Below are 21,963 nucleotides of genomic sequence, written 5' to 3'. Positions count from 1 at the left end.
AAACATTATACAGAAATTAATTAGAATAATGCTAATGTGAAGCATTTTCATTGTGTTTTCTTTGTGTCATTTCTTTGTCGGATACGTGCGGAAGGCTGAATTGAGCTGACCTCGAATCAAATCGTCACGCTGTTTCGACGACAGACGCTTCTCGCGCTCTTTGATGTCTTGAATTCGCCAGCCATCCTCAAGTTTCGACGCTACATCGACCAATCGCTCGACGTCATGGAAGGAATATTTACGTGACCCACCTTTTGTCCGATCCGGAAAGACAAGCCCTTTCGCTTCATAATAACGGACTTGTCGCTCCGAAAGTCCTGTCAGCTCAGTGATGACGCCCATCCCGATTACTTTCTTCGACTTATAGTCCATCGCTCGTCCTCCTCCTTCATAAAAAAACTATGTCAGATAATCTGACAAATTGCAATCCAAGTCGAATTTTTCGTCTTACACTGAAAACAACTTTTGAATCATCAATCGCAAAAAGGAGGAATCGCAACATGGAAGACATCTTATATTATATGGACACGCTGTTCGTACTCATCGCTGCACTGCTCGTCTTAACGATGCAACTTGGTTTTGGCTTGCTCGAGACGGGGACGCTCCGGGCTAAAAACGCCGGGCACGTCGCAGTCAAACAAATCATCAGCCTCTCTGTGGCGGCACTCGCCTTTTGGGCTGTCGGCTTCGGCCTCTCCTTCGGGGACGGGACCCGCTGGTTCGGGACGGAAGGATTCTTCATGAACGGATCGTTCACGAGCCTTGATTGGGCCAACGTCTCGATCGACATCAAATTCTTGTTCCAGTTGTCGTTCGTCGCTGTCGCACTCGCCATCGCCTGGGGCGGTTTCGCAGAGCGGGCCAAACTTTCCGCGTACGTCTTGTTCGGTATCTTCTTCGTCGCCATCCTGTATCCGATCGTCGCCCGCTCCGTATGGGCCGGTGGACTCCTCGGATCGATGGGCATGCAAGACTTCGCCGGTTCGGCCGTCGTCCACCTTCAAGGCGGAATGGCCGCCCTCATGGCCACGATCATCTTGAAACCACGTCGTAAAACCGAATCACTCGCCGGTCACAACCACGTCTTGACGGTCGTCGGTGGACTCGTGCTCTGGCTCTGCTGGTTCGGATTCAATGCCGGATCGACGATGTCGGTCGCAGATGGATTCTTCGGTTACGTCGCTCTTACGACGATGCTCGCCACGGCTGCCGGTGCCCTCGGCGCCCTCGCCATCGTCATGATGCATAAGAAGACAGCGGACATCCCGACAATCGTCAACGGTGTGCTCGGGGCGCTCGTCGCGATCACTGCTGCCTGTGCCTTCGTCGAACCATGGGCCGCCGTCGTCATCGGTGCCGTCGCTTCAATCGCCACATACGGCACGAGCATCCTCATGGCAAAATATGTCGATGACCCGCTCTGTGCTTTCTCGGTACACGGGATCGCCGGAATCATCGGGACGCTCGCACTCGGATTCTTCGCCTCGCCTCGTTTGGTCGAAATCACGGGCATCGGTTCGGCCGGCCTCTTCTACGGCGGCGGCTTGGGTCAACTCGGTGTTCAAGCACTCGGCGTCTTGATTGCAATGGTCATCGCTGGTGGCGGTAGCTACGCCTTCTTGAAATTGCTCGACGTCACGATCGGTCTTCGTGTCACGGAAGAACAAGAAGATATCGGCCTCGACATCGCCGAGCACGGTGTATCCGCATACGGTGAAGTCGAGACAGAACCTGAAACTCCGGCACGCCTCCCGAAAATTCTCGGGTCGAGTGTATCGGTCATGTCACCGAAGAAATAACGACAACAGTCAGGGACACCCAAAGCGGGTGTCCCTGTTTCATGTCAGTCGGCTCAAATAGTACCGGACGACCATATGTGCGAGCACGAGACCGACGAGCGCGTCCCACGTCGCCCCGAACATGAGCGAAGCCGCGCCAAGGGCGAGCATTTGCGCGAACAACAGCCGTGTCGCCCACCATTTATAGGCGACGAGCCGCTCGGCACGCGTGATCGGCAACCACGACGCCATCGACACCGTGTCGAGTCGTTTAAACAATGGGACGAGTTGCAAGGCAGTCAACCCGACGAAAAGCGGGACGACCAACCCGACGTACCACCCGCCCGAGAGCCACATGACGACGAGCGCGACGGCGGAAAGACGCAACACGAGATCGAGCGAGTCGTTCGAGCGCATGACCCGGAGGCCATAGACGTACCGTGCCGCATCGGCCCGTTTCAAGACCGAGCGCTCGAGCAGGCTGACGATGAGCGATCGTTCCCGCACATCTTCCCGCATCGCCGGGACATCGACGAACCAACTGACGACCCGGTTGAACTGGGCTTTGCTCTTCTCTTCAAGCAAGAGCCAATCGAACAGCGGGATGCGTCGATTTCGTCGCACGTGGAGCAAGATGAATGGGATGAGCGCCGGCACCGGTGTCAACATCGGCACACCAAACAGGATGAGAAAGCCGCTGGCGAGCGCGCTCGGCAAGACGACATATTTGACCCCCTCCAACTTGGCGAGCCGCCCCGCCACCGAGATCAGGACACTCGTCGCGATGATGGCCCCGACTTCGACCGAGGTGAGCGCTTGCGTCCGGACGAGCAACGGCAACACGACGAGCATGATGAGGACGGCACGGACGGCAGCGAAGACGACGTTGAATAGTCGAACGCCGTTCATGAACGTTTGCATCTCACCGAGTCGCGGCAATAAGAAGACTTGGTCCGCTTCTTGAATCAATGTGCGGGGGCGATGCCCGAGCGGCAGAAGCAACCAGAGGAGCGCCACAATCCATTCACTCGGGAATGCCGGGTCCAAGTCCGTCAAGAACTGGTTATAAACGAACGCTCCGTAAATGAGCGTGAAATAAAGTGTGAACAACAAACCGCCGTTCGCCACGTACCGGCTGTATTTCACGACGTCCTCCACCCAGACGCCAAATCGTTGTTTGAACACGTTCATTGCTTCCGCTCCTCGGCCTCAATCGCCTCGACATAAATGTCATCGAGCGTGGCGTCCGGACGAAGACCATATGTCTCGCGCAACTGCGCCGCCGTACCGGTCGCGATGACCGACCCCTGGTGCAAGAAAACGAAGCGGTCGCAGTGACGTTCCGCCGTCTCCAAGATGTGGGTCGACATCAAGATGGCGCAATCTTCCTTATACTCATCAAACAATCTCAATAGTTGACGAATCGCGAGTGGATCGAGTCCGACGAACGGCTCATCGACGATGAGGAGCGGCGTCTTTGTCACGAGTGCACAGAGGATCATCGCTTTTTGCCGCATTCCTTTTGAAAAAACGGACGGAAACCAGTCCAATTGCTTCTCCATCCGCATATCTCGGGACAATCTTTCGGTCCGGATTTTCAGGTCGGCCTCGTCGATGTCATACGCTTTCCCGATTAGCGTCAAATGTTCACGCAACGTCAACGTGTCGTATAAAATAGGGGTCTCGGGTATATAACTTATTTTCTTACGATAGTTATTTTCCGAAGAAGCGAGTGTCTCACTATCGACTTCGACCGATCCCGAAATCGGATCAAGCAATCCTAAAATATGTTTGATCGTCGTCGATTTCCCGGCGCCGTTTAGCCCTATGAGCCCCACGAGCTCACCTTTTTTCACTTCAAACGAAACATCGTGTAACACTTGTTTACCTATATAACCGCCGTTCAACTGGTCGACGTGCAACATGAAAACTCCACCCCTCATTTTCAACTTTTTTTTGTGATATATGTTTTAAAAGCTGTCACATGGGAATAATCTGAACTGTAAGGCATTTTAAAACTTATTCATTACTTCCATTGTTCCATAAAATTGTTAGGAAGAACAATGGACAAAACAGAAAGGAGAATGTTTTTATGGGTTGGATTATCACTTTAATCGTCGGGGGTATTATCGGTTGGTTAGCAGGTCTTATTTTAGGTAAGGATGTACCAGGTGGCGTCATCGGGAACATCATTGCCGGTATCATCGGTGCTTGGCTCGGTGGCCTCATCTTCGGAGACTTCGGTCCTGCAGTTGGCGGCATCGCGATTATCCCAGCACTTCTCGGTGCGATTATCTTGATCTTGATCGTATCGTTCGTTATGAAGTCAATGAACAAAAAGCGCTAATCCAGTGCTAGAAAAACGGGACCCTCGGCGAGGGTCCCGTTTTTTGTCATGTGAGGATGAGATAGAGGGCCTCATCCCGCTCGATGAATCGTTTCTCGCTCTCCAAACGCAAAAACGTGAAAATCGACTCGAGCAACGTCCGGTCGTAGCGCCATTCGACACCGAGGTCCGTTTCGACTCGCTCGTTCGGTTCACCTAAAAGCGCAATAAGGTCATCCGGCCGCTTCTGTAAATTGATGTCGATGCGTCCGACGCGCCCGTCAACAAACCGCAGCTCCATCCCGTCATAGCGCCAGACGTCCCCTCGCTCCATCGGTTCACCAATCTCGTCGAGGACGGTTTGTTCACGTTTGTTCATCAGCCCTTCGATCGTCTCAATCGAGTGACCTGTCTGAGCTTCGACTTCGATTTCAATCAACTCGGCCCGATCAAGATCGAACTGCCCGGCGACGGTCTCAGCTTGTTCCGGCAACAAGGCAAACGCCAAGTCATCGTCTTCTGTCAGCGTCACGACCTCAGTCTCGGTCACCGTCGACCCATCGATGACAGCGACGGCTTTCACGTCATAACGACCCGGCATACGCTCGAGCTCCACCTCACCGCCCCCCTCATCAATTCGACCGACTTGTGCACCGTCCACCCACACGTTCGTCAACGGTACGGCCGATGTCACAACGAGCGTCTTCGGCAACAATTCAATCCGATAGTCCGAGAAACCAAACCGTCCTGCCCCCGTATCGACGAGCCGGAACAACCCATCCGTCTCCATACCTTGCTCCCGGTCGGCGCGGTCCTGCGCTACTTCCGAGATGGCCTCGCCCCGAATCGTCTTCTCTTCATTCAACCAGCCCATGAAGCGGAGCGCCTCGGCTCGTGTCAGCGGTTCTGATTCATACTCGACGTTCTCCTGGAAGAAGCTGACGTCCTCGTTCAACAGCGCCTCTTTGAACCGGACATGAATCTTGTCATTGGCTGCCGCCGGTTGATATCCCCAGCGATAGACGGCCCCGGCAATCAGCCCGAGCACGATTGTCGCAAGGAGGACATAATAGATTCGCCTCCGCCGTACCGTTTTTTTCGATCGTACATACGCCATCCGTTTACTTCCTCTCTTGATTGCTGTTGTTTCTAGTCTAAGACGATTCATCCTCCCGGACAATCATTCTTCCGCCTGAATTTCCATGTTATGATGAAGTGGAATAGTCATTTACGAATGGAGGAACCCACATGCACACTGAAGCCAACTGTATTTTTTGTAAAATCGTCCAGAACGAGATTCCTTCTTATAAGGTATACGAGGACGACGCCGTCGTCGCGTTCCTCGATATCTCGCAGGTCACGAAAGGCCATACGCTCGTCATCCCAAAACATCACGCCCGAAACATTTATGAACTGCCAGCCGATGTCGCCCGGGACGTCTTCCAAGCCGTGCCTTCTATCGCAAACGCCATCCAGCGCGAGACGGGCGCGATCGGCATGAACATCCTATCGAACGCCGAAGCAATCGCCGGACAAACGGTTTACCATTTCCATATGCATCTGTTGCCACGCTATGGCGAGACAGATGGATTTGACGCAAAATGGGAGACGCACCAAGACGATTACTCCACTGAAGACATGCAAGCCATCGCTGCCGGCATCAAAGCGAAGCTATGAAAAAATGGACCGCCGCTCCTGGAGCGACCGGTCCATTGTCTTATGTGCCCTTATGACGAATTGATCGAATCGAGATGACGTTTCCGCTCTTCCTCGATTTGGGCCCGTTCGACTTGTAATTTAATCGCTTGCTCGTACAACTGTTGCCGCGATTTGACAGATTCCGCTTGTTCGAATTCTTTTCTTAACAAATTTAGACGGGCGTCTATTTCAACGAGTCGCTTTTCAAGCAAAGTTTGTTTACGCGTCTGTTCATTCTGTTCCGACGCTTCATATCCCGCCTCTAGTGCTTCCATTATTGTCTGTGCCCAAGGGTCATCTCCCAGTCGCTTGGCCGCGTTATACAGGTCTAGCATGTCATCAACCCAACGCTTTTGCATGTTCACTGGAGGTCACCTTCCTTTACCCATAGTTTAAAATAAAATGATTTTTCGGTCAAAATTGAATGTTCTGAAAAATTTTATTTAAGATATAGGTTTTTAATCACTCTTTTTTGGTAAAATAATATGAAAAGAATGTATTGTAGCATCAGTGTGCTTGAGGAGGGGAATGTATTGTCGAGTCACAATCGTCGAGAGTGGGTTGCATTTGGCTTCGTCGTAGCGTTTTTAGGGGTTGCGACCGTGAAGAAAATCGCCCGTGGAACGGCAAATGACGCCGCGGCCAATCAACACCGGGCGTCCACAATCACTACGTTGAAAGAACAATTCCAAAAAGTTGCCAAGGACGCGTCGCAAGTGGCCGCGGCCGGTAAATTGCAAGGGAAAGAATTGACGGATCAAGTGAAAGCCGAAGTCGAACGTTATCAACAAGACATTCAGCCTTCAATCGAGCGGATCCAAGGAAACCTAGACGAGCTTTCGAACGTACAGTCAGACATGACCGAAGCGAAAGCGGAAAAGACCAACTGACCGGTCTGTTGTCATCGCCCGTCGTTTTAGTCACATTGTATCCGGAAAGGATGGATCGACATGGAACATGAAAAAGAATTCACTGGCCCTGAGGCCATGCTCTATAGTCATAAAATCATTCAACTTAGTAAGGCATTGTGGAAGACGGTCGAGAAAGACTGGCAGAATTGGATCAAGCCGTTCGATTTGAACATTAACGAACACCATATTTTATGGATCGCTCACGCCCTCGGCGGCGCCTCGATCTCAGAGATCGCCAAATATGGGGTCATGCACGTATCGACGGCGTTCAACTTCTCGAAGAAACTCGAAGACCGCGGTTTGCTCACGTTCTCGAAAAAGGAGACGGACAAACGAAATACGTACGTCCAATTGACGCCTGAAGGTGAAGCGCTCTTGCTCGAGACGATTCATGCGTTCGATCCGGAAGAGAACGGCGTCTTCCGCGCCTCCCTCCCGCTCCAAGAATTGTACGGGAAATTCCCGGACTTGACGGACATCACAGCGATCGTTCGCCGCTTGTATGGCGACAACTTCATGGACATCTTCGCTGAAACATCGAAGATGATCACAGAAGAAGCCGGACGTCGCCCTGAGGACGACGAGATCAGTAAAGAAGCTTGACCTGCCGATACAGCGGTTCCGTGACGTCTAGCGCCATTCCTTGGCGCACGCACGCCTCGAGAATCGTCTCGGCCTCTAAATGAGGATGAAGCATGCCGACGAAATGAACGAGCAAAGGCTCTACGGACGACAGACCGTAGCGCGCTTGCTCGTTTTGTCGTTCTCGGATATCATCAAGCAGCGCGAAAAACGCGACGACTTCTTGCCGTGTCAGATTCGCCTTGAGCACCTCATGTTCAAAGGGCCGCTCCGACCAATCGACCGCCCCGAGCAACAGTTCCATTTGAAACGATAATTGATTGATTTTCTCTTCTAACGACACGTTCTCCACCCCATCATTTCACATTCTATTTCATCATTATACGACACGTTTCTGTGCTATGATACTACACAGGCAAGAGAACAGCTGTTATCATTAACAAAATGTGGTATAGTCGGATTTAGAAACTTATAGATTTTTAGGGGTGGAATATATGTCAAACGGAATGACGAACGAACCGAACAAACAAAACAAGAAGTTTTCAACAGGCGCCCTCGTCGGCGCATCAGCGATTGCACTTCTCATCGGTGTCGGCGGCACATATGCGGCGACAAACGGCGGATCTTCGGACAACTCAGCAGTTGTTTCCTTTGAAGGCGGCGAAGTGACACGCGGCGAGATCGCGGACATGAGCTACGACCGTATGGTCCCACAACTAGCTTTCCAAGAAACGATGAACGAGTTGCTTGAAAAAGAATACGGCGACAAAGTCGAACAAGACAAAGTTGACGAAGAGTTCAGCAAGACTGAAGAGCAGTTCAACTCGAAAGAAGAGTTCGAGCAAGCGATTCAACAAGCTGGCATGACTGACACGGACGAGTTCAAAGAAGCGCTCCGCGGACAAATGCTCGTCGATGCAGCGAAGTCAGAACTCGTCGAAGTGACGGACGAAGACATCGAGGCACAATTCGCGAAAGAGAACGTCGAAGTCAAAGCGAGCCACATCCTCGTTGAGACAGAAGAAGAAGCCCAAGCGATCATCAAAGAATTGAACGATGGCGCTGACTTCGCAGACGTCGCGAAAGAGAAATCGACAGACACAGGTTCTGGTGAAAAAGGTGGCGACCTCGGTTACTTCTCAGCCGGCGCCATGGTCCCAGAGTTTGAAGAATACGCGTTCCAAGAAGACGTGGTCGGCAAAGTATCTGAGCCGGTCCAATCACAATTCGGTTTCCACGTCATCAAAGTCATGGATCGTAAAGAAAAAGATCTTAAACTCGAAGACGAGAAAGATCGCATCCGTGAAGAATTGGCAACTGAAAAAGCAGCCTCTGTCGACGCGAACAAGATCTACGCCGAGTTGATCGAGAAATATAACGTCGACGTGAAAGATGCGAAAGCTTCAACACAGTTCGACGCTGTGAAAGACGCCATCAAAGCGTCAGAAGAAGGTACAGAAGAAGCACCGGCCGAAGAATCGACCGAGCAATAAGCAAAAGACGTCCCGCGGGACGTCTTTTTTGTATGCCTTCATAGCTTCGGTTTATAAAACGCACGGTTATCGAGTGCCATGACCCGCTCAGTGAACGCTCCGGGTTCGATCCCCTCGAACGCCTTCTCGAACATGTTCATCCGGGCATCGATGTTGTCGATGAAGAACAACATCTCAGCTTCCGGGAGCTGTGGCGCGTTCGCCGATCCCCACTCCGGTTTCCCGTGATGACTGAGGACGAGATGTTGGAGCAACGTCACGACTTCGCGTTCGGTCCCGAGTTCTCGGGCCACGACCTCGATTTCAGACGCCATGAGCGACAAGTGGCCGAGCAGTTTGCCTTCAAGCGTATACTCCGGCGTGATCGCATCCGACAACTCGATTACTTTCGCCAAGTCGTGGAGCACGACACCTGAGACGAGCAAATCACGATTCAATTGCGGGTACAGGTCACACATCGTTTCAGCGAGTTTCAGCATCGACAAGACATGGAACGCAAGGCCCGAATAGACCGCATGGTGGTGTCGCACCGCAGCCGGATACGTGAAGTAAGCCTCTTCGTTCCGGTCGACGAGCGCAGTCACGAGCTCACGCATGCCCGCGTGTCCGATCGCATCGATATAGCCGCGGATCCCCGTCTCGAGTTCCGACTTCGGTACAGGTGCCGAACGGACGTATGGCGCGATGTCCGTCTCCCCTTCGATGATGGAGATTTGTTTGAGCTTCAGTTGGGTCCGCCCGCGGTAATCCATCACTTCTCCGGAAGCGTGGACGATTTTCTTCGTCGCATATTTATCCGTGTCGGCGCTATCCCATACTTTCGTCTCAATCTCTCCGCTCTCATCGCAAAGAATGAGCGTCAAATATGGTTTGCCATTTCCGGCGAGTCCTCGATAGGATTGTTTGATCATGACATATTGGTTTAACGTGTCGCCCACTTTGAGCTGACCGATTTTAGTAGTCGTCAAAAAAAGCACCTCTCTTCTTGTCAGTACCTTCATCTTAACGAAAGTTCACGTGAGATGCCAACTTTCTTAGGAAAGCGGGAATACTTGAGGGAGAAGGAAATTGGGGGAATGGAAGATGAGTTGGAAATGGTATACACGACCCGAAGAAATCGTACAGGTCGACAATCATTATGAAGAAGCGTACACGTATTGGCTCGAGCAGTTGACGACGGCGAAAGTCACAAAAATCATTGTCGAGCAAGACTATATGTATGGCTCGCTCACGCTCGACTATGAACAGCTCGAGCGTGAACCGCAAAAGATCGGGCACTACTTCGTGACCCGGGATTTCTTATGGACGATCGGGTTTGATGACGTCTATTGCCAGTCAGTGGCGGCCAAGCAATACGATACCCCGATCGAGGCGTTCTATGATTTGCTCGCTGAAAAGATGGACTATTACTTTCATGGCATCGATGAATATGAAGAACGGTTGATGGTCGCCCAGCGCGAGATGAGCGGGCAAGTGCCGCCCCAGTTCATGAATGAGATTTTCGGGCTCCGTAGCGAAATCGAACGATGGTCCGATACCGTCGTCCCGTACCGCGAACTGCTCATGGCCGGGCGCGAGGCGTTTCTCGACATGGACTTAAACGAATTGAAAGCGTATCGTCTCGCCAAATATCGCGTCAATCGGCTCCTGACGTTGATCGAACATTACCAAGAAGACGTCATCGCGATGACCGATTTGGCCGCGACGTTGTCAAACTTCCGTGGCAACGAGATCATGAAGGCGCTCACCGTTTTCACGGCCTTGACGACGCCCGTCGTCGCGTTCGGTGCGGTCTGGGGCATGAACTTCAAACAAATGCCCGAGCTCGAGTGGCCGCTCGGCTATTTGTTCGCCTGGCTTATGATCATCGGCTTCACGGTTTTGATTTATTTCTGGTTGAAGCAAAAAAATTGGATTGGGTCGCTCCTGCAATTCCCGAATCAAATCCGTAGCCAAGAGAAGTTAGATAAACAGCGCAGCAAACGAAATAAGCAAAACTAGCAAAAAACGAACAAAAGTTCGGTATACTGAAAGGAGCAGATGATACAGAAAGGTGATGTTCATGGAACGATTGATCATCCATGTCGATATGGACGCGTTTTACGCCTCGGTCGAACAACGCGACCGCCCTGACTTACGCGATAAACCGGTCATCGTCGGTGGCGCCCCTCACAGCCGTGGGGTGGTCGCCACTTGTTCGTATGAGGCGCGAAAATACGGCGTGCACAGCGCCATGTCGTCACGGCGGGCGTTCGCGCTCTGTCCTCAGGCGACGTTTGTCAAACCGCGCTTTCACGTCTATCGGCACGTCAGCCAACAGGTGATGGCCATTTTCAAATCGATTACGCCGCTCGTCGAACCGCTCTCGCTCGACGAGGCGTACTTGGACGTGACAGAAAACACGCTCATGAGCACGTCGGGCCCTTATATCGCGCGCTACATCCTCGGGGAAATCAAACGGCGGACCGGACTGACCGCTTCGGCCGGGGTCGCCCCGTCGAAGTTCGTCGCCAAGATCGCCTCAGGATTCAACAAACCGAACGGACTGACGGTCGTCGAGGCGGCTGACGTCGAGACGTTCCTCGCCCCGCTCCCGATCACGACGATGCACGGGGTCGGCAAAGTGACCGCCCAGACGTTGTTCAAGCACGACTACCATACGATCGCCGATTTGCAGGGCACCCGCCCCGAGCAGTTGAAGGCCATCTTCGGCCACGACCGGGGAAATCAGTTATATGAGCTTGCCCACGGCCGGGACAGCCGCCCCGTCGTGCCGACGCGGGAACGAAAATCGATCGGCTCCGAGACGACGTTCGCGTTTGACCTCGATGACCCGGAAGAAGTGTATGAACGTGTCGTCCCGGAAATCGAAGACGTACTCCATCAGCTCGACCGCCGCGAGCTCAGCTGTCAGACGGTGACGATCAAAATTAAGACGAGCGAGTTCCAAGCCCGGAGCCATCAAATCAAACTGAACCACCCGACGCACGACCATGATGAGATTAAACGGCTCGCCCGCCGTCTGTTTGACGAGATGGCGATCACCGAACCGGTCCGCTTGATCGGGATGACGGTCTCAGAGTTGATTCCGCGTACCGAAACGGCCCGTCAGCTCACGTTCGAGGAGCTGACGAAACCTTCGCTTGAAGAATGAATGACCATTCAGTACAATGGAAGCAAAGGGGGCGAACGGATGGAACAGTATACGATCACAGCGTTCGAGAACGACGGCACGGTCGTCTTGAACGATTCATTTACCGCGGCAAGCGATGACGAGGCGAAAACGAAAGGCCTCGCGATGCTCGAGGAAGCCGGGCATCTCCATAAAGGGGCCCGCATCGCACGTCGCGGCCAACTCATCTACTTCGAGCGCTGTAAACTGCCAGGAAAACTGAAAGGCACGGCCTCATAACAGAAGCGCCTCGGGAATCCCGAGGCGCTTGTTCATTCGCTATATTTGGCTTCCCACTCGCTGCGCCACTCCATGTAATCGGGATGCAGCTCTTCCGCCGTCTTCCCATCGAGTGAATAGCTCGCTCCGGTAAGCGGCTCGGCCGAATCCGGATACGACGTCCCGCCGATGACCTCGCCGTCCACCATCATGACCGAGACGTTCGTCTGGCCGAGTTCTGCGACTTCATCGAGCGGATGGTTGCGGACGATGAAGTTCTCATGTCGAATGTCACGTCCAATATAGTCATCCGGCGGCGTCATCTGGACTTGCCACGTACTTTGCGTTGGCAACTCAAGCAGATCTGCCTTTTCAAAGCTCGACATTCTATTCCCTTTATAAGAGACGACGTCATAGCCTTGCTCCTCTAAGTACGCCTTGGCCACTTTGGCGTCCGCCCCGAGCGTCGGTGCCGGCTGTTCGCTCTCATTCGAGCAGGCCGCAAGCAAGAACACAGCCAAAATCATCCCAACTCGTTTCCACATCATCTCTCACCTCACCGTTTAGCATTTTTTTACACATTCGGCAGAGCAAACAACATTTCCTTCAAAACGGGAAGATGAACAAAATCGTGAAGATGGCGATGACCGCCGTCACGACCTGAAGCGGCAAGCCGACTTTGACAAAATCGAAGAAGCGATAGCCGCCGATGCCGAACACCATCGCGTTCGTCGGTGACCCGAATGGTGTCATGAACGCGAGCGAGGCCGCGATGGCGACGGCGACGACGAGCGGGACGGGACTGACTTGGAGTGCCGAGGCGAGCGACAGTGCGAGCGGAGCGAATAAGACGGCCGTCGCCGTGTTCGAGATGATTTGACTCAGCACCATCGTCGCGACGAAGAGCGCAACGAGCACCCAGACCGGACCAGCCTGCCCGAACGACTCACTGATCCATGTGACGAGCCACGCCATGATCCCAGCATTGTCGAGCGCTTGGCCGACCGGGATCATCGCTGCGATCAAAAGAAGCGAGGACCATTGAATCGATTGATACGCGACGTCCATTTGGCGGACGGCTCCGGTGAGCACCATGGCAAGCGCCGCGAGCCATACCGCTACCGTCGGGTCGACCCACTCGAACACGAGGAGCGTGACCATTCCGAGCATGATCAATCCCGCTGCTAGTTGATGACGTTCGGATACGGCCCGATTAGCCACGTCGGTCACGTGCTCATTGGCAAGCAAGAGGTGCGTCTCGTTTCCGACCCGCTCTAAGTCGGCCCACTCCCCTTGGGCGACAAGCATGTCGCCTCGTTCGAGCGGCACATCTTTCAATCGGGTGATGGCGATTTCCTCGTTCGGGCGTACGACTTGAAGCACGTTCAATCGATACTCATTGCGCAACCGGCTTTCGGACAAACAGCGGCCGACGAGCGGGCTGTCGGTCGGAATCGTGAAAACGGCGACGCCCGACTCTTTGCCGTACACATCTTTGACGTTAACCGGCTCGACGACCAATCCTTCTTGTCGGGCGATGCGGTGGACATCCGTCTCATCGCCACTGACGAGGACACGCCCTTCCGTAAGCACTGTGTCGGCTCGGGCCGTGATAAACCGATGGACCACTCCTTTTCGGTGTTCGCCGACGACGACCAGGCCGTCTCGTGACCACTTGACGTCACTAAGCGTCTGACCGACGAGGCGGTGTCCTTTCGTGATGGACAGCGCGTAGACGGCTACTTGCGGTATCATCAACGGATGGGCCGCCGACGAACGAACATCCCCCGCCCCGAGCAGACGGTTCCCAATGACATAGAAATATAACAGTCCGACCACAGCCACGACGAGACCAATCGGCAAGAGCGCAAAAAATCCAAGCGCTCCCCCCGCGCCTCGGAGCGTCTCCGCGGCGACTAGGTTCGGTGGCGTTCCGATAAGTGTCATCGTCCCACCGATGCTTGAGAAAAAGGCGAGCGGCATGAGCAATTTCGCCGGGCTCGTCCCCATCTGCCTTGACATGGCGAGCACGACCGGAATCAACAAAGCGACCGTTCCCGTGTTCGACATTAGGCTCGACAAAAACGTCACGGTGACCATGAGGACGAGAAAGAGACGTACTTCACTCCCTTTCGCGTACGGGATGAGAGCGGCCCCTAACCGTTCGGCGAGGCCGGTGTGAAACAACCCGGCACCGACAATGAACAGTCCGGCGATCATGAGCACGACCGAATTCGAAAAACCGGCCATCGCTTCGACCGGTGTCAGTTGATTTGTCAAAACGAGCAAGAGGAGACCAATCAGCGCGACCAAGTCGGCCCGGAGCCAACCTCCGATAAAACCGATGATCATGACGGCTAAAATCACCAAGGTGACCATGACGTCCACCCTTTCTTGTGAAATGACCTACAAATAGAGTATACCACGCTTCATGTAAGCGCTATCATGAATTGGGTGACAATCTAGGCAACAAAAAAGCGGATGGCTCGATTGCCATCCGCTTCACTGTTATTGAACTTCGTTATCATTCACCATCGGAGCGTAGAGCTCTTCAAGTGGCTTCATGATAATTTTCGTCACTTCTGTGACCAGTTGATGCATGCGTTGCTCTTCTTGCATGAGCTCCATGATCAATTCGTTTTGTTGAACGCCCATCATTTTTGTCTGCGCATCCATCATCTCTTGTTCAGAGATTTCTTCGCCTTGCATTTGCTTCTGTTGAAGCGTCATTTGGATATCACGGAAGTCAGCGAATAACTGGTTCGCTTCTGCATCCGCATTGACACGGTCGTATAGTGAAGAGAGATTTGTGAACTCCTCAGAATCGCGAAGTGCTTTTTCCAATTGGTAAGCATGATCGTACAAGTTTGATTGTGACATGTGACGTCCTCCTAAAAACTATTAGGGCGTGCCGATCAAACGATGGCAATCAACCCTTGAATCAATCCAATCATACCACCTAATAAGGCGCCAAGCCATGTTATTGCCCGGAACTCTCGTTTTGAGATCGAAAGGACGATCTCTTCGAGGTACGAGGTATCGAGCGAGCTCACTTGCTCTTGAACGATTTGATCGATTTTCAGGCGATCCATGACCGTCTCCATTTGATCCGTGAAGCGCGTGATGACGAGCCTCACGCCGTTCGGCACGAGTTCTTCGACGACACGGTCTTCGACGTCCCGCGTATAGGAGTGGACGGTCCGATCGAGCAGTTCCCCAACCGGGAGACGCGAGACGACTTCCGTCGTCACACCGTCAATCAACCGTTCCTCTAATCGGTCGTCGAGCAGTGTATCGACCGAGCGTTCACTGAACCGCTCGAATTCGCGCGTGATCATCGTCGCCATGCCAGACCGAGTCGAGCCACCTCGCAAGATATTGATAATCTCCGGACGAATCATTTCGACGAAATTCAAGTTTTGAACGAACCCGGCGATGAAACCGAGCCGACGTTGGACGAACGAGTCGACCATGTGCCGAAGTTGCGCCTCGCCTTCAGCCGAATAAAAGTATTCTTCTGACTTGACGAGCAGGGCGTCCACGATTTCGGGGATGATGCCGCGGACACGGTCCATCCCGTCTTCACCGAGAAGCTCATATAGTTGACGCGACTTCACATCCGCAAGGACGAGTCGGAGCTCTTGCCGGAGCTTCGTATCCGCTTCTCCCAACACACGTGTCTCCGCATCGGGATAGAGCGGTTCGATGAGCGAACGAATCGTCTTGTCTGAACGAAGCATCGTCCGAACCTCACCTTGCACGAAGTGGGTAATATGACTACCGACTTGTTCATCGAGCAGGCGCTTACGCATCCCTTCAGGCGTCAACAAGTGCTTGACGACCGTCTTCCCGAGGCTCGTTGCCAATTCGTCGCGACGTTTCGGGATCAACCCCGGGGTGAACGGAACTCTCATCTTCCCGATGTATTTAGGATGATGGGGCCGAAACAACATTTTGATAGCGAGAAAGTTCGTGACTCCCCCGATTGTCGCCCCGATGGCGATCATGATGAATATTTTTAGTAGACTGTCCAAACTGCCTGCCTCCGTTCTGAAATATGATACATTGTTTGAAGAGGTGATTGTATTGACTACGTATGATCGTATTAAATCGATTTTCCCGACCGTTGTCCATCGGTCGGAAGATGCATCCGGAGACTACATCTGGTACCAAGCACACGATGGGACCGTGTTTGGACTACCCAAAATGGAATTGAGCGAGCGTGAACGACAGCTGCTTGAATGGTCGGCGACACCGTTTGTAACGACGCGTGATCCGCGTCAAGAGAAATGGCAAGACCGCTTGCTCACAGATTCGTATCGAATCGCCCAACCATTTCGGTTGTTGTCGCTGTCGCTCCATTATCAAGAGCCGGAATCGCTCGAGCAATTTTTAGAGATATTGCACGATTTCATGCCTGAAGCGGAAATCGTCGTCATGACGCGACATCACGTGGAAATCATCGAGATGAATCAACTCGTCGATTTGTCCGAGTTCGAGGACGTGTTACGAGCCGTGGCGAGCGATTGCTACGTTGAGGCCCATGTCATCTATAGCGAGCGACCGCTCGGTGTGTTAGGGACACTGTATCAACAACATCAAACGCTGCGCCCGTTCGCGAGACTCTCTACTAAAGCTTACCCTGCTAGTCAACTATTATACCATTACTTGCTAGAAGACCATGAGACTTTTGCCGAACGTCTCCAATTGATCGAGGCCGTATATACGACGCTCGACAAGACGAACATCGAGCTGTTAGAGGCATTATTCGCCCACTCTTTAAACGTATCCCATACGGCTAAAGCACTGTTCATGCATCGAAATACGCTCAATTATCGGCTCGATCGGCTGTACGAACTGACGGGATACGATGCCCGCCAATTCTATGATGCGAGTTTGCTTCAACTCATTGTCACGTTGCACAAATCTGAGTAATCGTTTTTGTGCAACGTGTACATATCCAATGCAAGCGGTTTCACCGTATAATCAATCTTGTAAGCGCTATTATACAAGAACAGATTCCCAGGAGGCTAACGACATGGCAGAAATTCAATTGAACCACATTGATAAAATATACGAAGGTGGCGACTCAAAGGCAGTCAGCGATTTTAACTTGCACATCAAGGACCGCGAGTTCATCGTCTTCGTCGGACCTTCAGGTTGCGGTAAATCGACGACACTCCGTATGATCGCCGGACTCGAAGAAATCTCGAGCGGGGACTTCATCATCGATGGCAAGCGCATGAACGACGTCGCACCGAAAGACCGCGACATCGCGATGGTCTTCCAAAACTATGCCCTTTACCCGCACATGAGTGTGTATGACAACATGGCGTTCGGTTTGAAACTTCGCAAGTTCCCGAAAGATGAAATCGATCGTCGCGTCCAAGATGCGGCCCGTATCCTCGGACTTGAAGAATACCTTCAACGTAAGCCGAAAGCACTCTCTGGTGGTCAGCGTCAACGTGTCGCCATCGGCCGTGCCATCGTCCGTGATGCCAAAGTGTTCTTGATGGATGAGCCGCTCTCAAACTTGGATGCCAAGCTTCGCGTTCAGATGCGTAAAGAAATCATCCAATTGCACAACCGTCTCGACACGACGACGATTTACGTTACCCATGACCAAACGGAAGCGATGACACTCGCGACTCGCATCGTTATCATGAAAGACGGAATCATCCAACAAGTCGGTTCGCCGAAAGAAGTATATGAAAACCCGGACAACATCTTCGTAGCCGGCTTCATCGGATCACCTTCAATGAACTTCTTCCGCGGTAAATTGGCTGATGGGAAGTTCCTCGTCGGTGGTGAAGAAATCAACGTCCCTGAAGGCAAAATGAAAGGTCTTCGTGACCGCGGTTACGTCGGTAAAGAGCTCGTCCTCGGAATCCGTCCAGAATCGATTCACGATGAGCCGATCTACATCGACTCACCAACGACGCACACGTTCCGCACACATATCGACGTCGCCGAGCTCATGGGCGCTGAGTCATACTTGTACGCCGAACTTGGTGGCCACCAGTTCACGGCTCGCATCGATGGACGTTCGAACATCCACATGGGTGATGACGTCACACTCGCACTCGATATGACGAAAGCTCACTTCTTCGACACGGAAACAGAACAAGTCATCCGTTAATACAAAAATCCCTTCGATTGGTTGCAATCGAAGGGATTTTTCAGGCTATTGACGAATCAAATCGTATATTGCGATTTGATTCGTCTTTTTTTTGTGCGCGAAGAGCTCAAAGACTCGAAAAAACACAAACGGCAACCAGATGGTGACCGTTTGTGTTGCTCGTCCGATGGCGCCCCGACTCCTGCAGGAAAGCAATCCAACGGAGACCCAGCAGCGACGCGCGTCGCGATGCGGCTCCGGGATTGCCTGCGGAAAGCGTGGGCGCCGGAAGGACGAGCGATTTAATTAATGCTGGTTAGGAAGCTGAAATCCCTTCGATTTTAGAATCAAAGGGATTTCTTTGTGTCAACGAATCGCATATCGACGTTCGAGACGATGCTGCCCTGCCTGGATGAGCGTCGACAAGATCCAATAGATCGATGCCGAGAACAAGAGGAGCGGCATGACGAGATACGTCGTCGCGGCAATTTGGTCCGACACGTACGTCAACTCTTGGACGGCGATGACCGAACCGAGCGACGTCGATTTGATAATATCGATGACCGAGTTGGACACCGGTGGGATCGCACGCGATAGCGCCTGGGGGAAGATGATATCCTTGAAGCGCTTCGCACGCGGGATGCCGAGGGCGACACTCGCCTCGACTTGTCCTTGGTCGACCGAATTGATCGCCGCCCGGAACGCTTCCGAGATATAGGCCGCGAAGTGAAGGCCTAGACCAAAGATGAGCGCCTGCATCCCGCTCAACTGCACGAATCCGGTCAAACCGACGTACAAGATGAGAAGTTGCAACAAGAGCGGTGTCCCGCGGAAGAACGAGATATACGTGCGCGTGAACAAACGGACGATTTTGATTGGACTGCTATGAAGTAATGCGATGATCAGACCGAGCACCAAGGCGAGGAGAATCGACAGGATACTGGCGATCAACGTCAATTGTACGGCTTCTACATAGGCCGAACGGTTCTCGATGACGGTCGTGATCAGTTCATTCATTGACTGATATCCTCACCGAAGTACTGCTCACCGATTTCAGCCATCGTACCGTCTTCTTGCATCTCAGCGAGCGCGTCGTTCAACTTATCGAGCACGTCCGAGTCTTGGCGTGTCATGTAGCCCGCTTCGCTCTTGTTGAAGACGTCACCGACCGCTTTCACGTCGTAACCCGTCTTCTCAAGCTCCGTCAAGATGAAGAGACGGTCGTTGAGCGCTGCGTCAAGACGTCCGACTTGAAGATCTTGTAACACTTGGTTCGCGCCTTTGTAGAACTTGACTTCAGCTCCAGCTTCTTCAGCGAGCTTGGCGTAGACCGATCCTTGTGTCGAGCCGACGACTTTGCCGTCGAGGTCGTCGATGCCTTGGATGTCCTCATTGTCTGATGCGACGATGACTTGTGCGCCTGAGACGGCGTATGGGTCTGAGAACGCGTATTTCTCTTCACGTTCTGGCGTGATGCTCATCTGGTTGGCGATCATGTCGATGCGTTCCGCGTCGAGTGCTGGAACGAGTCCTTTGAAGTCCATCGGCTCGTATTCGACCGTGTAACCGGCACGCTCGGCCGCTTCATTCAACACATCGATGTCATACCCTGTGATTTCACCTTTATCTTTATACGTGAATGGCGGGTATGTCGCTTCTGTTCCGACTGTGATGACGGCTTCTTCTGAACCGCTGTCTTTCTCTGTGCCGCATGCTGCGAGCACCCCGAACGATGCGCCGATAGCGAGTACTGCTGTTAACGATTTTTTCATATGAATTCCGCCTTCCTGATAATCCTTATATGATTACATGGTTTTGAACAATAACCTCATCATACTGACGGGGGCATTCAATGTCAAACAAAAACCACTGCCCTCGTCAGGGCAGTGGTCCTCGCTTAATCGATTGCTTTCGCTTGTTTCATAACATCTCGTTCAATCGCCTCTCGTTTGACCGTCGTCTTCTCAGCGCTATCGGCGTGGACGCTGAAGTAGAACTTGATTTTTGGCTCCGTTCCAGACGGACGCAGGCAGAACCATGAGCCATCCTCGAAGATGAACTTGAGTACGTTCGACGACGGCAACTCGATTGCTTCCGTCTCTCCTTGACGCAAGTTCGTCGCGACTTGTTGCTTATAGTCTTCAAAGCGGACGACTTCGTACCCTCCGACTTCCTGCGGCGGATTGGCGCGGAACGCCTCCATCATCCGGCCGATCTGTTCGAGACCGGCTTTCCCTTTCAATGTCATCGATTGGAGCGACTCTTCATAGAAGCCATACTTCTCATACACAGCTTGGAGCGCATCGTATAACGTGCGTCCTTGTTGTTTATGGAAGGCTGCCATCTCAGCGCCGAGCAAGCACGCCTGGACGGCATCCTTGTCACGGCAGAAGTCGCCAATCAAATACCCGTAGCTCTCTTCGTAGCCGAACAAGAACGTATATTCACCAGATTCTTCATATTGTTTGATCTTCTCACCGATGAACTTGAAGCCGGTGAGCGTATTCTCGAGGTGAACCCCATACGCCTTAGCGATGGCCGCCCCAAGTTCAGACGTGACAATCGTCTTCGCGACGAAACCGTTCGTCGGAAGCGTCCCCGTCTCGACTTTTTGAGACAGAATGTAATCCATGAGGAGCGCCCCGGTCTGGTTCCCCGTCAAGACGAACCATTCGCCGTTGCGGTCACGGACCGTGAAACCGACACGGTCGGCGTCCGGATCCGTCGCCATGAGCAAGTCGGCCCCGACACGATCGCCGTATTGCATCGCGAGCTCAAAGGCGGCCCGTTCTTCCGGGTTCGGATAACTGACCGTCGGGAACGCCCCGTCTGGCTCGGCCTGCTCCTCGACGATGGTGACATGTTCAAATCCATACGCCTTCAACCCTTCCATGACCGGGCGACGTCCCGTCCCGTGGAGTGGCGAGTAGACGATTTTAAGCGGGTCTCCTTGCACATCCGTATGAATGCGAATCGATTGAAGGGCCTCCATATAAGCCGCATCGACCGACGCATCGACGGTGACGAGCGTGCCGTCGGCGCGGAGTGGGGCTTCATCTTGGACTTCGATCTTTAATTCGTCTTCGATTGCGTTGACGTACGAGACGAGCTCATCGGCCTCAGCCGGTGGCAACTGTCCGCCATCGGCACCGTATACTTTAAAACCGTTATATTCTGGCGGGTTGTGGCTCGCCGTGATGACGATGCCTCCAAATGCGTTTAAATGTCTGACGGCGAACGACAACTCTGGTGTGGCCCGCAGGCTTGGGAACAAGTATGTCTTAATCCCGTTCGAGGCGAGCGTACGCGCCGCTTCGAGCGCGAACTCCGGCGAGAAGTGACGTGAGTCGTGGGCGATGACAACGCCGTGACGTTTCGCTTCTTCGCCCGAGGCAGCGATAAAGTCCGCGAATCCTTGCGATGCCTTACGAATCGTATACATGTTCATCCGGTTCGCACCTGGTCCGATTTCCCCGCGCATACCGCCCGTCCCGAATTCGAGCGTCTTATAAAAGGCGTCCTCGAGCGACGTCTCGTCTTGCTCCATTTCCTCAAGCTCGGCGCGCAAGTGCGGTTCGAGCGCCTCGTGTTGTTTCCATCGGTCATATGTCTGTTGCCATGTCATGGTCAGTTCCCCTTTCGACATTCAAAAATTCAATCGAAGTA

General features: G+C 52.9%; 25 protein-coding genes. 11 read left to right on the top strand and 14 right to left on the bottom strand.

The window, feature by feature from the left end:
* Positions 1 to 66: 66 nt before the first annotated feature.
* A complete protein-coding gene (locus tag KNP78_RS11000; protein ID WP_034776533.1) occupies positions 67 to 372 on the bottom strand; it encodes a MerR family transcriptional regulator in 306 nt (101 codons plus the stop codon).
* 128 nt (positions 373 to 500) lie between these two features.
* On the opposite strand from KNP78_RS11000, the gene KNP78_RS10995 reads away from it, so the two are divergent.
* On the top strand, positions 501 to 1,799 hold the full coding sequence (locus tag KNP78_RS10995; RefSeq protein WP_214752379.1) for an ammonium transporter: 1,299 nt from the start codon (positions 501 to 503) through the stop codon (positions 1,797 to 1,799).
* Positions 1,800 to 1,838: 39 nt separating this feature from the next.
* Here the strand turns inward: KNP78_RS10995 and KNP78_RS10990 are convergent, their stop codons facing one another.
* Together KNP78_RS10990 and KNP78_RS10985 are read right to left on the bottom strand one after the other, a co-directional pair.
* On the bottom strand, positions 1,839 to 2,969 hold the full coding sequence (locus tag KNP78_RS10990; protein WP_214752377.1) for an ABC transporter permease: 1,131 nt from the start codon (positions 2,967 to 2,969) through the stop codon (positions 1,839 to 1,841).
* Positions 2,966 to 3,703 carry an ABC transporter ATP-binding protein gene (locus tag KNP78_RS10985; RefSeq protein ID WP_034776525.1) on the bottom strand — a complete coding sequence of 246 codons (738 nt, stop codon included), beginning with the start codon at positions 3,701 to 3,703 and terminating at the stop codon, positions 2,966 to 2,968. Before KNP78_RS10985 ends, KNP78_RS10990 begins: the two co-directional genes overlap by 4 nt.
* A 167-nt stretch (positions 3,704 to 3,870) precedes the next feature.
* Here KNP78_RS10985 and KNP78_RS10980 point away from each other — a divergent pair, with 167 nt between their 5' ends.
* Entirely contained in the window at positions 3,871 to 4,125 is a 255-nt protein-coding gene (locus KNP78_RS10980) for a GlsB/YeaQ/YmgE family stress response membrane protein (protein WP_034776523.1), read from the top strand.
* Positions 4,126 to 4,171: 46 nt separating this feature from the next.
* Here KNP78_RS10980 and KNP78_RS10975 read toward each other — a convergent pair whose 3' ends face one another.
* The gene (locus KNP78_RS10975; protein WP_034776522.1) at positions 4,172 to 5,221 is read right to left on the bottom strand and encodes a hypothetical protein; all 1,050 of its coding nucleotides are present in this window, start codon (positions 5,219 to 5,221) and stop codon (positions 4,172 to 4,174) included.
* A gap of 131 nt (positions 5,222 to 5,352) precedes the next feature.
* On the opposite strand from KNP78_RS10975, the gene KNP78_RS10970 reads away from it, so the two are divergent.
* Positions 5,353 to 5,781, top strand: coding sequence for an HIT family protein (locus KNP78_RS10970; RefSeq protein ID WP_034776521.1), 429 nt, complete (start codon positions 5,353 to 5,355; stop codon positions 5,779 to 5,781).
* 50 nt (positions 5,782 to 5,831) lie between these two features.
* On the opposite strand, the gene KNP78_RS10965 is transcribed toward KNP78_RS10970, so the two are convergent.
* A complete protein-coding gene (locus KNP78_RS10965) occupies positions 5,832 to 6,161 on the bottom strand; it encodes a hypothetical protein (RefSeq protein WP_232938993.1) in 330 nt (109 codons plus the stop codon).
* A gap of 174 nt (positions 6,162 to 6,335) precedes the next feature.
* On the opposite strand from KNP78_RS10965, the gene KNP78_RS10960 reads away from it, so the two are divergent.
* Entirely contained in the window at positions 6,336 to 6,692 is a 357-nt protein-coding gene (locus KNP78_RS10960) for a hypothetical protein (protein ID WP_235420126.1), read from the top strand.
* 60 nt (positions 6,693 to 6,752) lie between these two features.
* Positions 6,753 to 7,316: an HTH-type transcriptional regulator Hpr gene (locus KNP78_RS10955; RefSeq protein ID WP_021066715.1), complete on the top strand. Its 564-nt coding sequence runs from the start codon at positions 6,753 to 6,755 to the stop codon at positions 7,314 to 7,316.
* On the opposite strand, the gene KNP78_RS10950 is transcribed toward KNP78_RS10955, so the two are convergent.
* Positions 7,300 to 7,638, bottom strand: a complete 339-nt coding sequence (locus tag KNP78_RS10950) for a DUF1878 family protein (RefSeq protein WP_235420124.1) — start codon at positions 7,636 to 7,638, stop codon at positions 7,300 to 7,302. The two genes, KNP78_RS10955 and KNP78_RS10950, sit on opposite strands and share 17 nt — an antisense overlap.
* Before the next feature lie 151 nt (positions 7,639 to 7,789).
* Between KNP78_RS10950 and KNP78_RS10945 the strand changes: the two genes are divergently transcribed.
* Positions 7,790 to 8,788 (top strand): peptidylprolyl isomerase, encoded by a 999-nt coding sequence (locus tag KNP78_RS10945; protein WP_034776518.1) that lies wholly within the window; start codon positions 7,790 to 7,792, stop codon positions 8,786 to 8,788.
* Between the two features lie 38 nt (positions 8,789 to 8,826).
* Here KNP78_RS10945 and KNP78_RS10940 read toward each other — a convergent pair whose 3' ends face one another.
* Positions 8,827 to 9,699: an HD domain-containing protein gene (locus KNP78_RS10940; protein ID WP_233004917.1), complete on the bottom strand. Its 873-nt coding sequence runs from the start codon at positions 9,697 to 9,699 to the stop codon at positions 8,827 to 8,829.
* A 172-nt stretch (positions 9,700 to 9,871) separates the two neighbouring features.
* Between KNP78_RS10940 and KNP78_RS10935 the strand changes: the two genes are divergently transcribed.
* The 3 genes from KNP78_RS10935 (at position 9,872) to KNP78_RS10925 (ending at position 12,200) form a co-directional block, all read left to right on the top strand.
* On the top strand, positions 9,872 to 10,789 hold the full coding sequence (locus KNP78_RS10935) for a magnesium transporter CorA family protein (RefSeq protein WP_052090080.1): 918 nt from the start codon (positions 9,872 to 9,874) through the stop codon (positions 10,787 to 10,789).
* Between the two features lie 61 nt (positions 10,790 to 10,850).
* Positions 10,851 to 11,942 (top strand): DNA polymerase IV, encoded by a 1,092-nt coding sequence (gene dinB / locus KNP78_RS10930; protein WP_235420122.1) that lies wholly within the window; start codon positions 10,851 to 10,853, stop codon positions 11,940 to 11,942.
* A 39-nt stretch (positions 11,943 to 11,981) separates the two neighbouring features.
* On the top strand, positions 11,982 to 12,200 hold the full coding sequence (locus KNP78_RS10925; RefSeq protein ID WP_034776515.1) for a YhzD family protein: 219 nt from the start codon (positions 11,982 to 11,984) through the stop codon (positions 12,198 to 12,200).
* Between the two features lie 32 nt (positions 12,201 to 12,232).
* Here KNP78_RS10925 and KNP78_RS10920 read toward each other — a convergent pair whose 3' ends face one another.
* The 4 genes from KNP78_RS10920 to KNP78_RS10905 form a co-directional block, all read right to left on the bottom strand.
* A complete protein-coding gene (locus KNP78_RS10920) occupies positions 12,233 to 12,727 on the bottom strand; it encodes a hypothetical protein (protein WP_214824252.1) in 495 nt (164 codons plus the stop codon).
* A gap of 58 nt (positions 12,728 to 12,785) precedes the next feature.
* Entirely contained in the window at positions 12,786 to 14,558 is a 1,773-nt protein-coding gene (locus tag KNP78_RS10915; RefSeq protein ID WP_034776514.1) for an SLC13 family permease, read from the bottom strand.
* A gap of 129 nt (positions 14,559 to 14,687) precedes the next feature.
* Positions 14,688 to 15,059 carry a YlbF/YmcA family competence regulator gene (locus tag KNP78_RS10910; protein ID WP_034776512.1) on the bottom strand — a complete coding sequence of 124 codons (372 nt, stop codon included), beginning with the start codon at positions 15,057 to 15,059 and terminating at the stop codon, positions 14,688 to 14,690.
* A 35-nt stretch (positions 15,060 to 15,094) separates the two neighbouring features.
* Complete coding sequence (locus tag KNP78_RS10905) at positions 15,095 to 16,186, bottom strand: DUF445 domain-containing protein (RefSeq protein ID WP_214797209.1); 1,092 nt, start codon at positions 16,184 to 16,186, stop codon at positions 15,095 to 15,097.
* Between the two features lie 70 nt (positions 16,187 to 16,256).
* Here KNP78_RS10905 and KNP78_RS10900 point away from each other — a divergent pair, with 70 nt between their 5' ends.
* Together KNP78_RS10900 and KNP78_RS10895 are read left to right on the top strand one after the other, a co-directional pair.
* Positions 16,257 to 17,114, top strand: a complete 858-nt coding sequence (locus KNP78_RS10900; RefSeq protein ID WP_353048135.1) for a PucR family transcriptional regulator — start codon at positions 16,257 to 16,259, stop codon at positions 17,112 to 17,114.
* 103 nt (positions 17,115 to 17,217) lie between these two features.
* The gene (locus tag KNP78_RS10895) at positions 17,218 to 18,318 is read left to right on the top strand and encodes an ABC transporter ATP-binding protein (protein WP_034776508.1); all 1,101 of its coding nucleotides are present in this window, start codon (positions 17,218 to 17,220) and stop codon (positions 18,316 to 18,318) included.
* Positions 18,319 to 18,663: 345 nt separating this feature from the next.
* Here KNP78_RS10895 and KNP78_RS10890 read toward each other — a convergent pair whose 3' ends face one another.
* The 3 genes from KNP78_RS10890 to KNP78_RS10880 all read right to left on the bottom strand — a co-directional run bounded on the left by KNP78_RS10890 (position 18,664) and on the right by KNP78_RS10880 (position 21,922).
* Entirely contained in the window at positions 18,664 to 19,314 is a 651-nt protein-coding gene (locus KNP78_RS10890) for an amino acid ABC transporter permease (protein ID WP_214797191.1), read from the bottom strand.
* Positions 19,311 to 20,069 carry a transporter substrate-binding domain-containing protein gene (locus tag KNP78_RS10885; protein ID WP_214824249.1) on the bottom strand — a complete coding sequence of 253 codons (759 nt, stop codon included), beginning with the start codon at positions 20,067 to 20,069 and terminating at the stop codon, positions 19,311 to 19,313. Before KNP78_RS10885 ends, KNP78_RS10890 begins: the two co-directional genes overlap by 4 nt.
* 125 nt (positions 20,070 to 20,194) lie before the next feature.
* A complete protein-coding gene (locus tag KNP78_RS10880; protein ID WP_214797192.1) occupies positions 20,195 to 21,922 on the bottom strand; it encodes a phospho-sugar mutase in 1,728 nt (575 codons plus the stop codon).
* Between the last annotated feature and the right edge of the window lie 41 nt (positions 21,923 to 21,963).

The organism is Exiguobacterium sp. s28 (genome assembly GCF_018618135.1).
In the GTDB taxonomy this organism is placed as follows: domain Bacteria; phylum Bacillota; class Bacilli; order Exiguobacteriales; family Exiguobacteriaceae; genus Exiguobacterium; species Exiguobacterium mexicanum_A.
The sequence above is the reverse complement of the archived record's forward strand: the minus strand, read 5'-3'. Positions and strand labels throughout refer to the sequence as shown.

What these genes read in the sequence shown, in the direction of transcription:
- KNP78_RS10920 (WP_214824252.1), bottom strand. Translation starts at nt 12,727, where the DNA reads ATGATGTGGAAACGAGTTGGGATGATTTTGGCTGTGTTCTTGCTTGCG.
- KNP78_RS10910 (WP_034776512.1), bottom strand. Translation starts at nt 15,059, where the DNA reads ATGTCACAATCAAACTTGTACGATCATGCTTACCAATTGGAAAAAGCA.
- KNP78_RS10990 (WP_214752377.1), bottom strand. Translation starts at nt 2,969, where the DNA reads ATGAACGTGTTCAAACAACGATTTGGCGTCTGGGTGGAGGACGTCGTG.
- KNP78_RS10995 (WP_214752379.1), top strand. Translation starts at nt 501, where the DNA reads ATGGAAGACATCTTATATTATATGGACACGCTGTTCGTACTCATCGCT.
- KNP78_RS10975 (WP_034776522.1), bottom strand. Translation starts at nt 5,221, where the DNA reads ATGGCGTATGTACGATCGAAAAAAACGGTACGGCGGAGGCGAATCTAT.
- KNP78_RS10955 (WP_021066715.1), top strand. Translation starts at nt 6,753, where the DNA reads ATGGAACATGAAAAAGAATTCACTGGCCCTGAGGCCATGCTCTATAGT.
- KNP78_RS10925 (WP_034776515.1), top strand. Translation starts at nt 11,982, where the DNA reads ATGGAACAGTATACGATCACAGCGTTCGAGAACGACGGCACGGTCGTC.
- KNP78_RS10945 (WP_034776518.1), top strand. Translation starts at nt 7,790, where the DNA reads ATGTCAAACGGAATGACGAACGAACCGAACAAACAAAACAAGAAGTTT.
- KNP78_RS10885 (WP_214824249.1), bottom strand. Translation starts at nt 20,069, where the DNA reads ATGAAAAAATCGTTAACAGCAGTACTCGCTATCGGCGCATCGTTCGGG.
- KNP78_RS10980 (WP_034776523.1), top strand. Translation starts at nt 3,871, where the DNA reads ATGGGTTGGATTATCACTTTAATCGTCGGGGGTATTATCGGTTGGTTA.
- KNP78_RS10905 (WP_214797209.1), bottom strand. Translation starts at nt 16,186, where the DNA reads ATGATCGCCATCGGGGCGACAATCGGGGGAGTCACGAACTTTCTCGCT.
- KNP78_RS10970 (WP_034776521.1), top strand. Translation starts at nt 5,353, where the DNA reads ATGCACACTGAAGCCAACTGTATTTTTTGTAAAATCGTCCAGAACGAG.
- KNP78_RS10965 (WP_232938993.1), bottom strand. Translation starts at nt 6,161, where the DNA reads ATGCAAAAGCGTTGGGTTGATGACATGCTAGACCTGTATAACGCGGCC.
- KNP78_RS10935 (WP_052090080.1), top strand. Translation starts at nt 9,872, where the DNA reads ATGAGTTGGAAATGGTATACACGACCCGAAGAAATCGTACAGGTCGAC.
- KNP78_RS10880 (WP_214797192.1), bottom strand. Translation starts at nt 21,922, where the DNA reads ATGACATGGCAACAGACATATGACCGATGGAAACAACACGAGGCGCTC.
- KNP78_RS10940 (WP_233004917.1), bottom strand. Translation starts at nt 9,699, where the DNA reads ATGATCAAACAATCCTATCGAGGACTCGCCGGAAATGGCAAACCATAT.
- dinB (WP_235420122.1), top strand. Translation starts at nt 10,851, where the DNA reads ATGGAACGATTGATCATCCATGTCGATATGGACGCGTTTTACGCCTCG.
- KNP78_RS10915 (WP_034776514.1), bottom strand. Translation starts at nt 14,558, where the DNA reads ATGGTCACCTTGGTGATTTTAGCCGTCATGATCATCGGTTTTATCGGA.
- KNP78_RS10985 (WP_034776525.1), bottom strand. Translation starts at nt 3,703, where the DNA reads ATGTTGCACGTCGACCAGTTGAACGGCGGTTATATAGGTAAACAAGTG.
- KNP78_RS11000 (WP_034776533.1), bottom strand. Translation starts at nt 372, where the DNA reads ATGGACTATAAGTCGAAGAAAGTAATCGGGATGGGCGTCATCACTGAG.
- KNP78_RS10890 (WP_214797191.1), bottom strand. Translation starts at nt 19,314, where the DNA reads ATGAATGAACTGATCACGACCGTCATCGAGAACCGTTCGGCCTATGTA.
- KNP78_RS10895 (WP_034776508.1), top strand. Translation starts at nt 17,218, where the DNA reads ATGGCAGAAATTCAATTGAACCACATTGATAAAATATACGAAGGTGGC.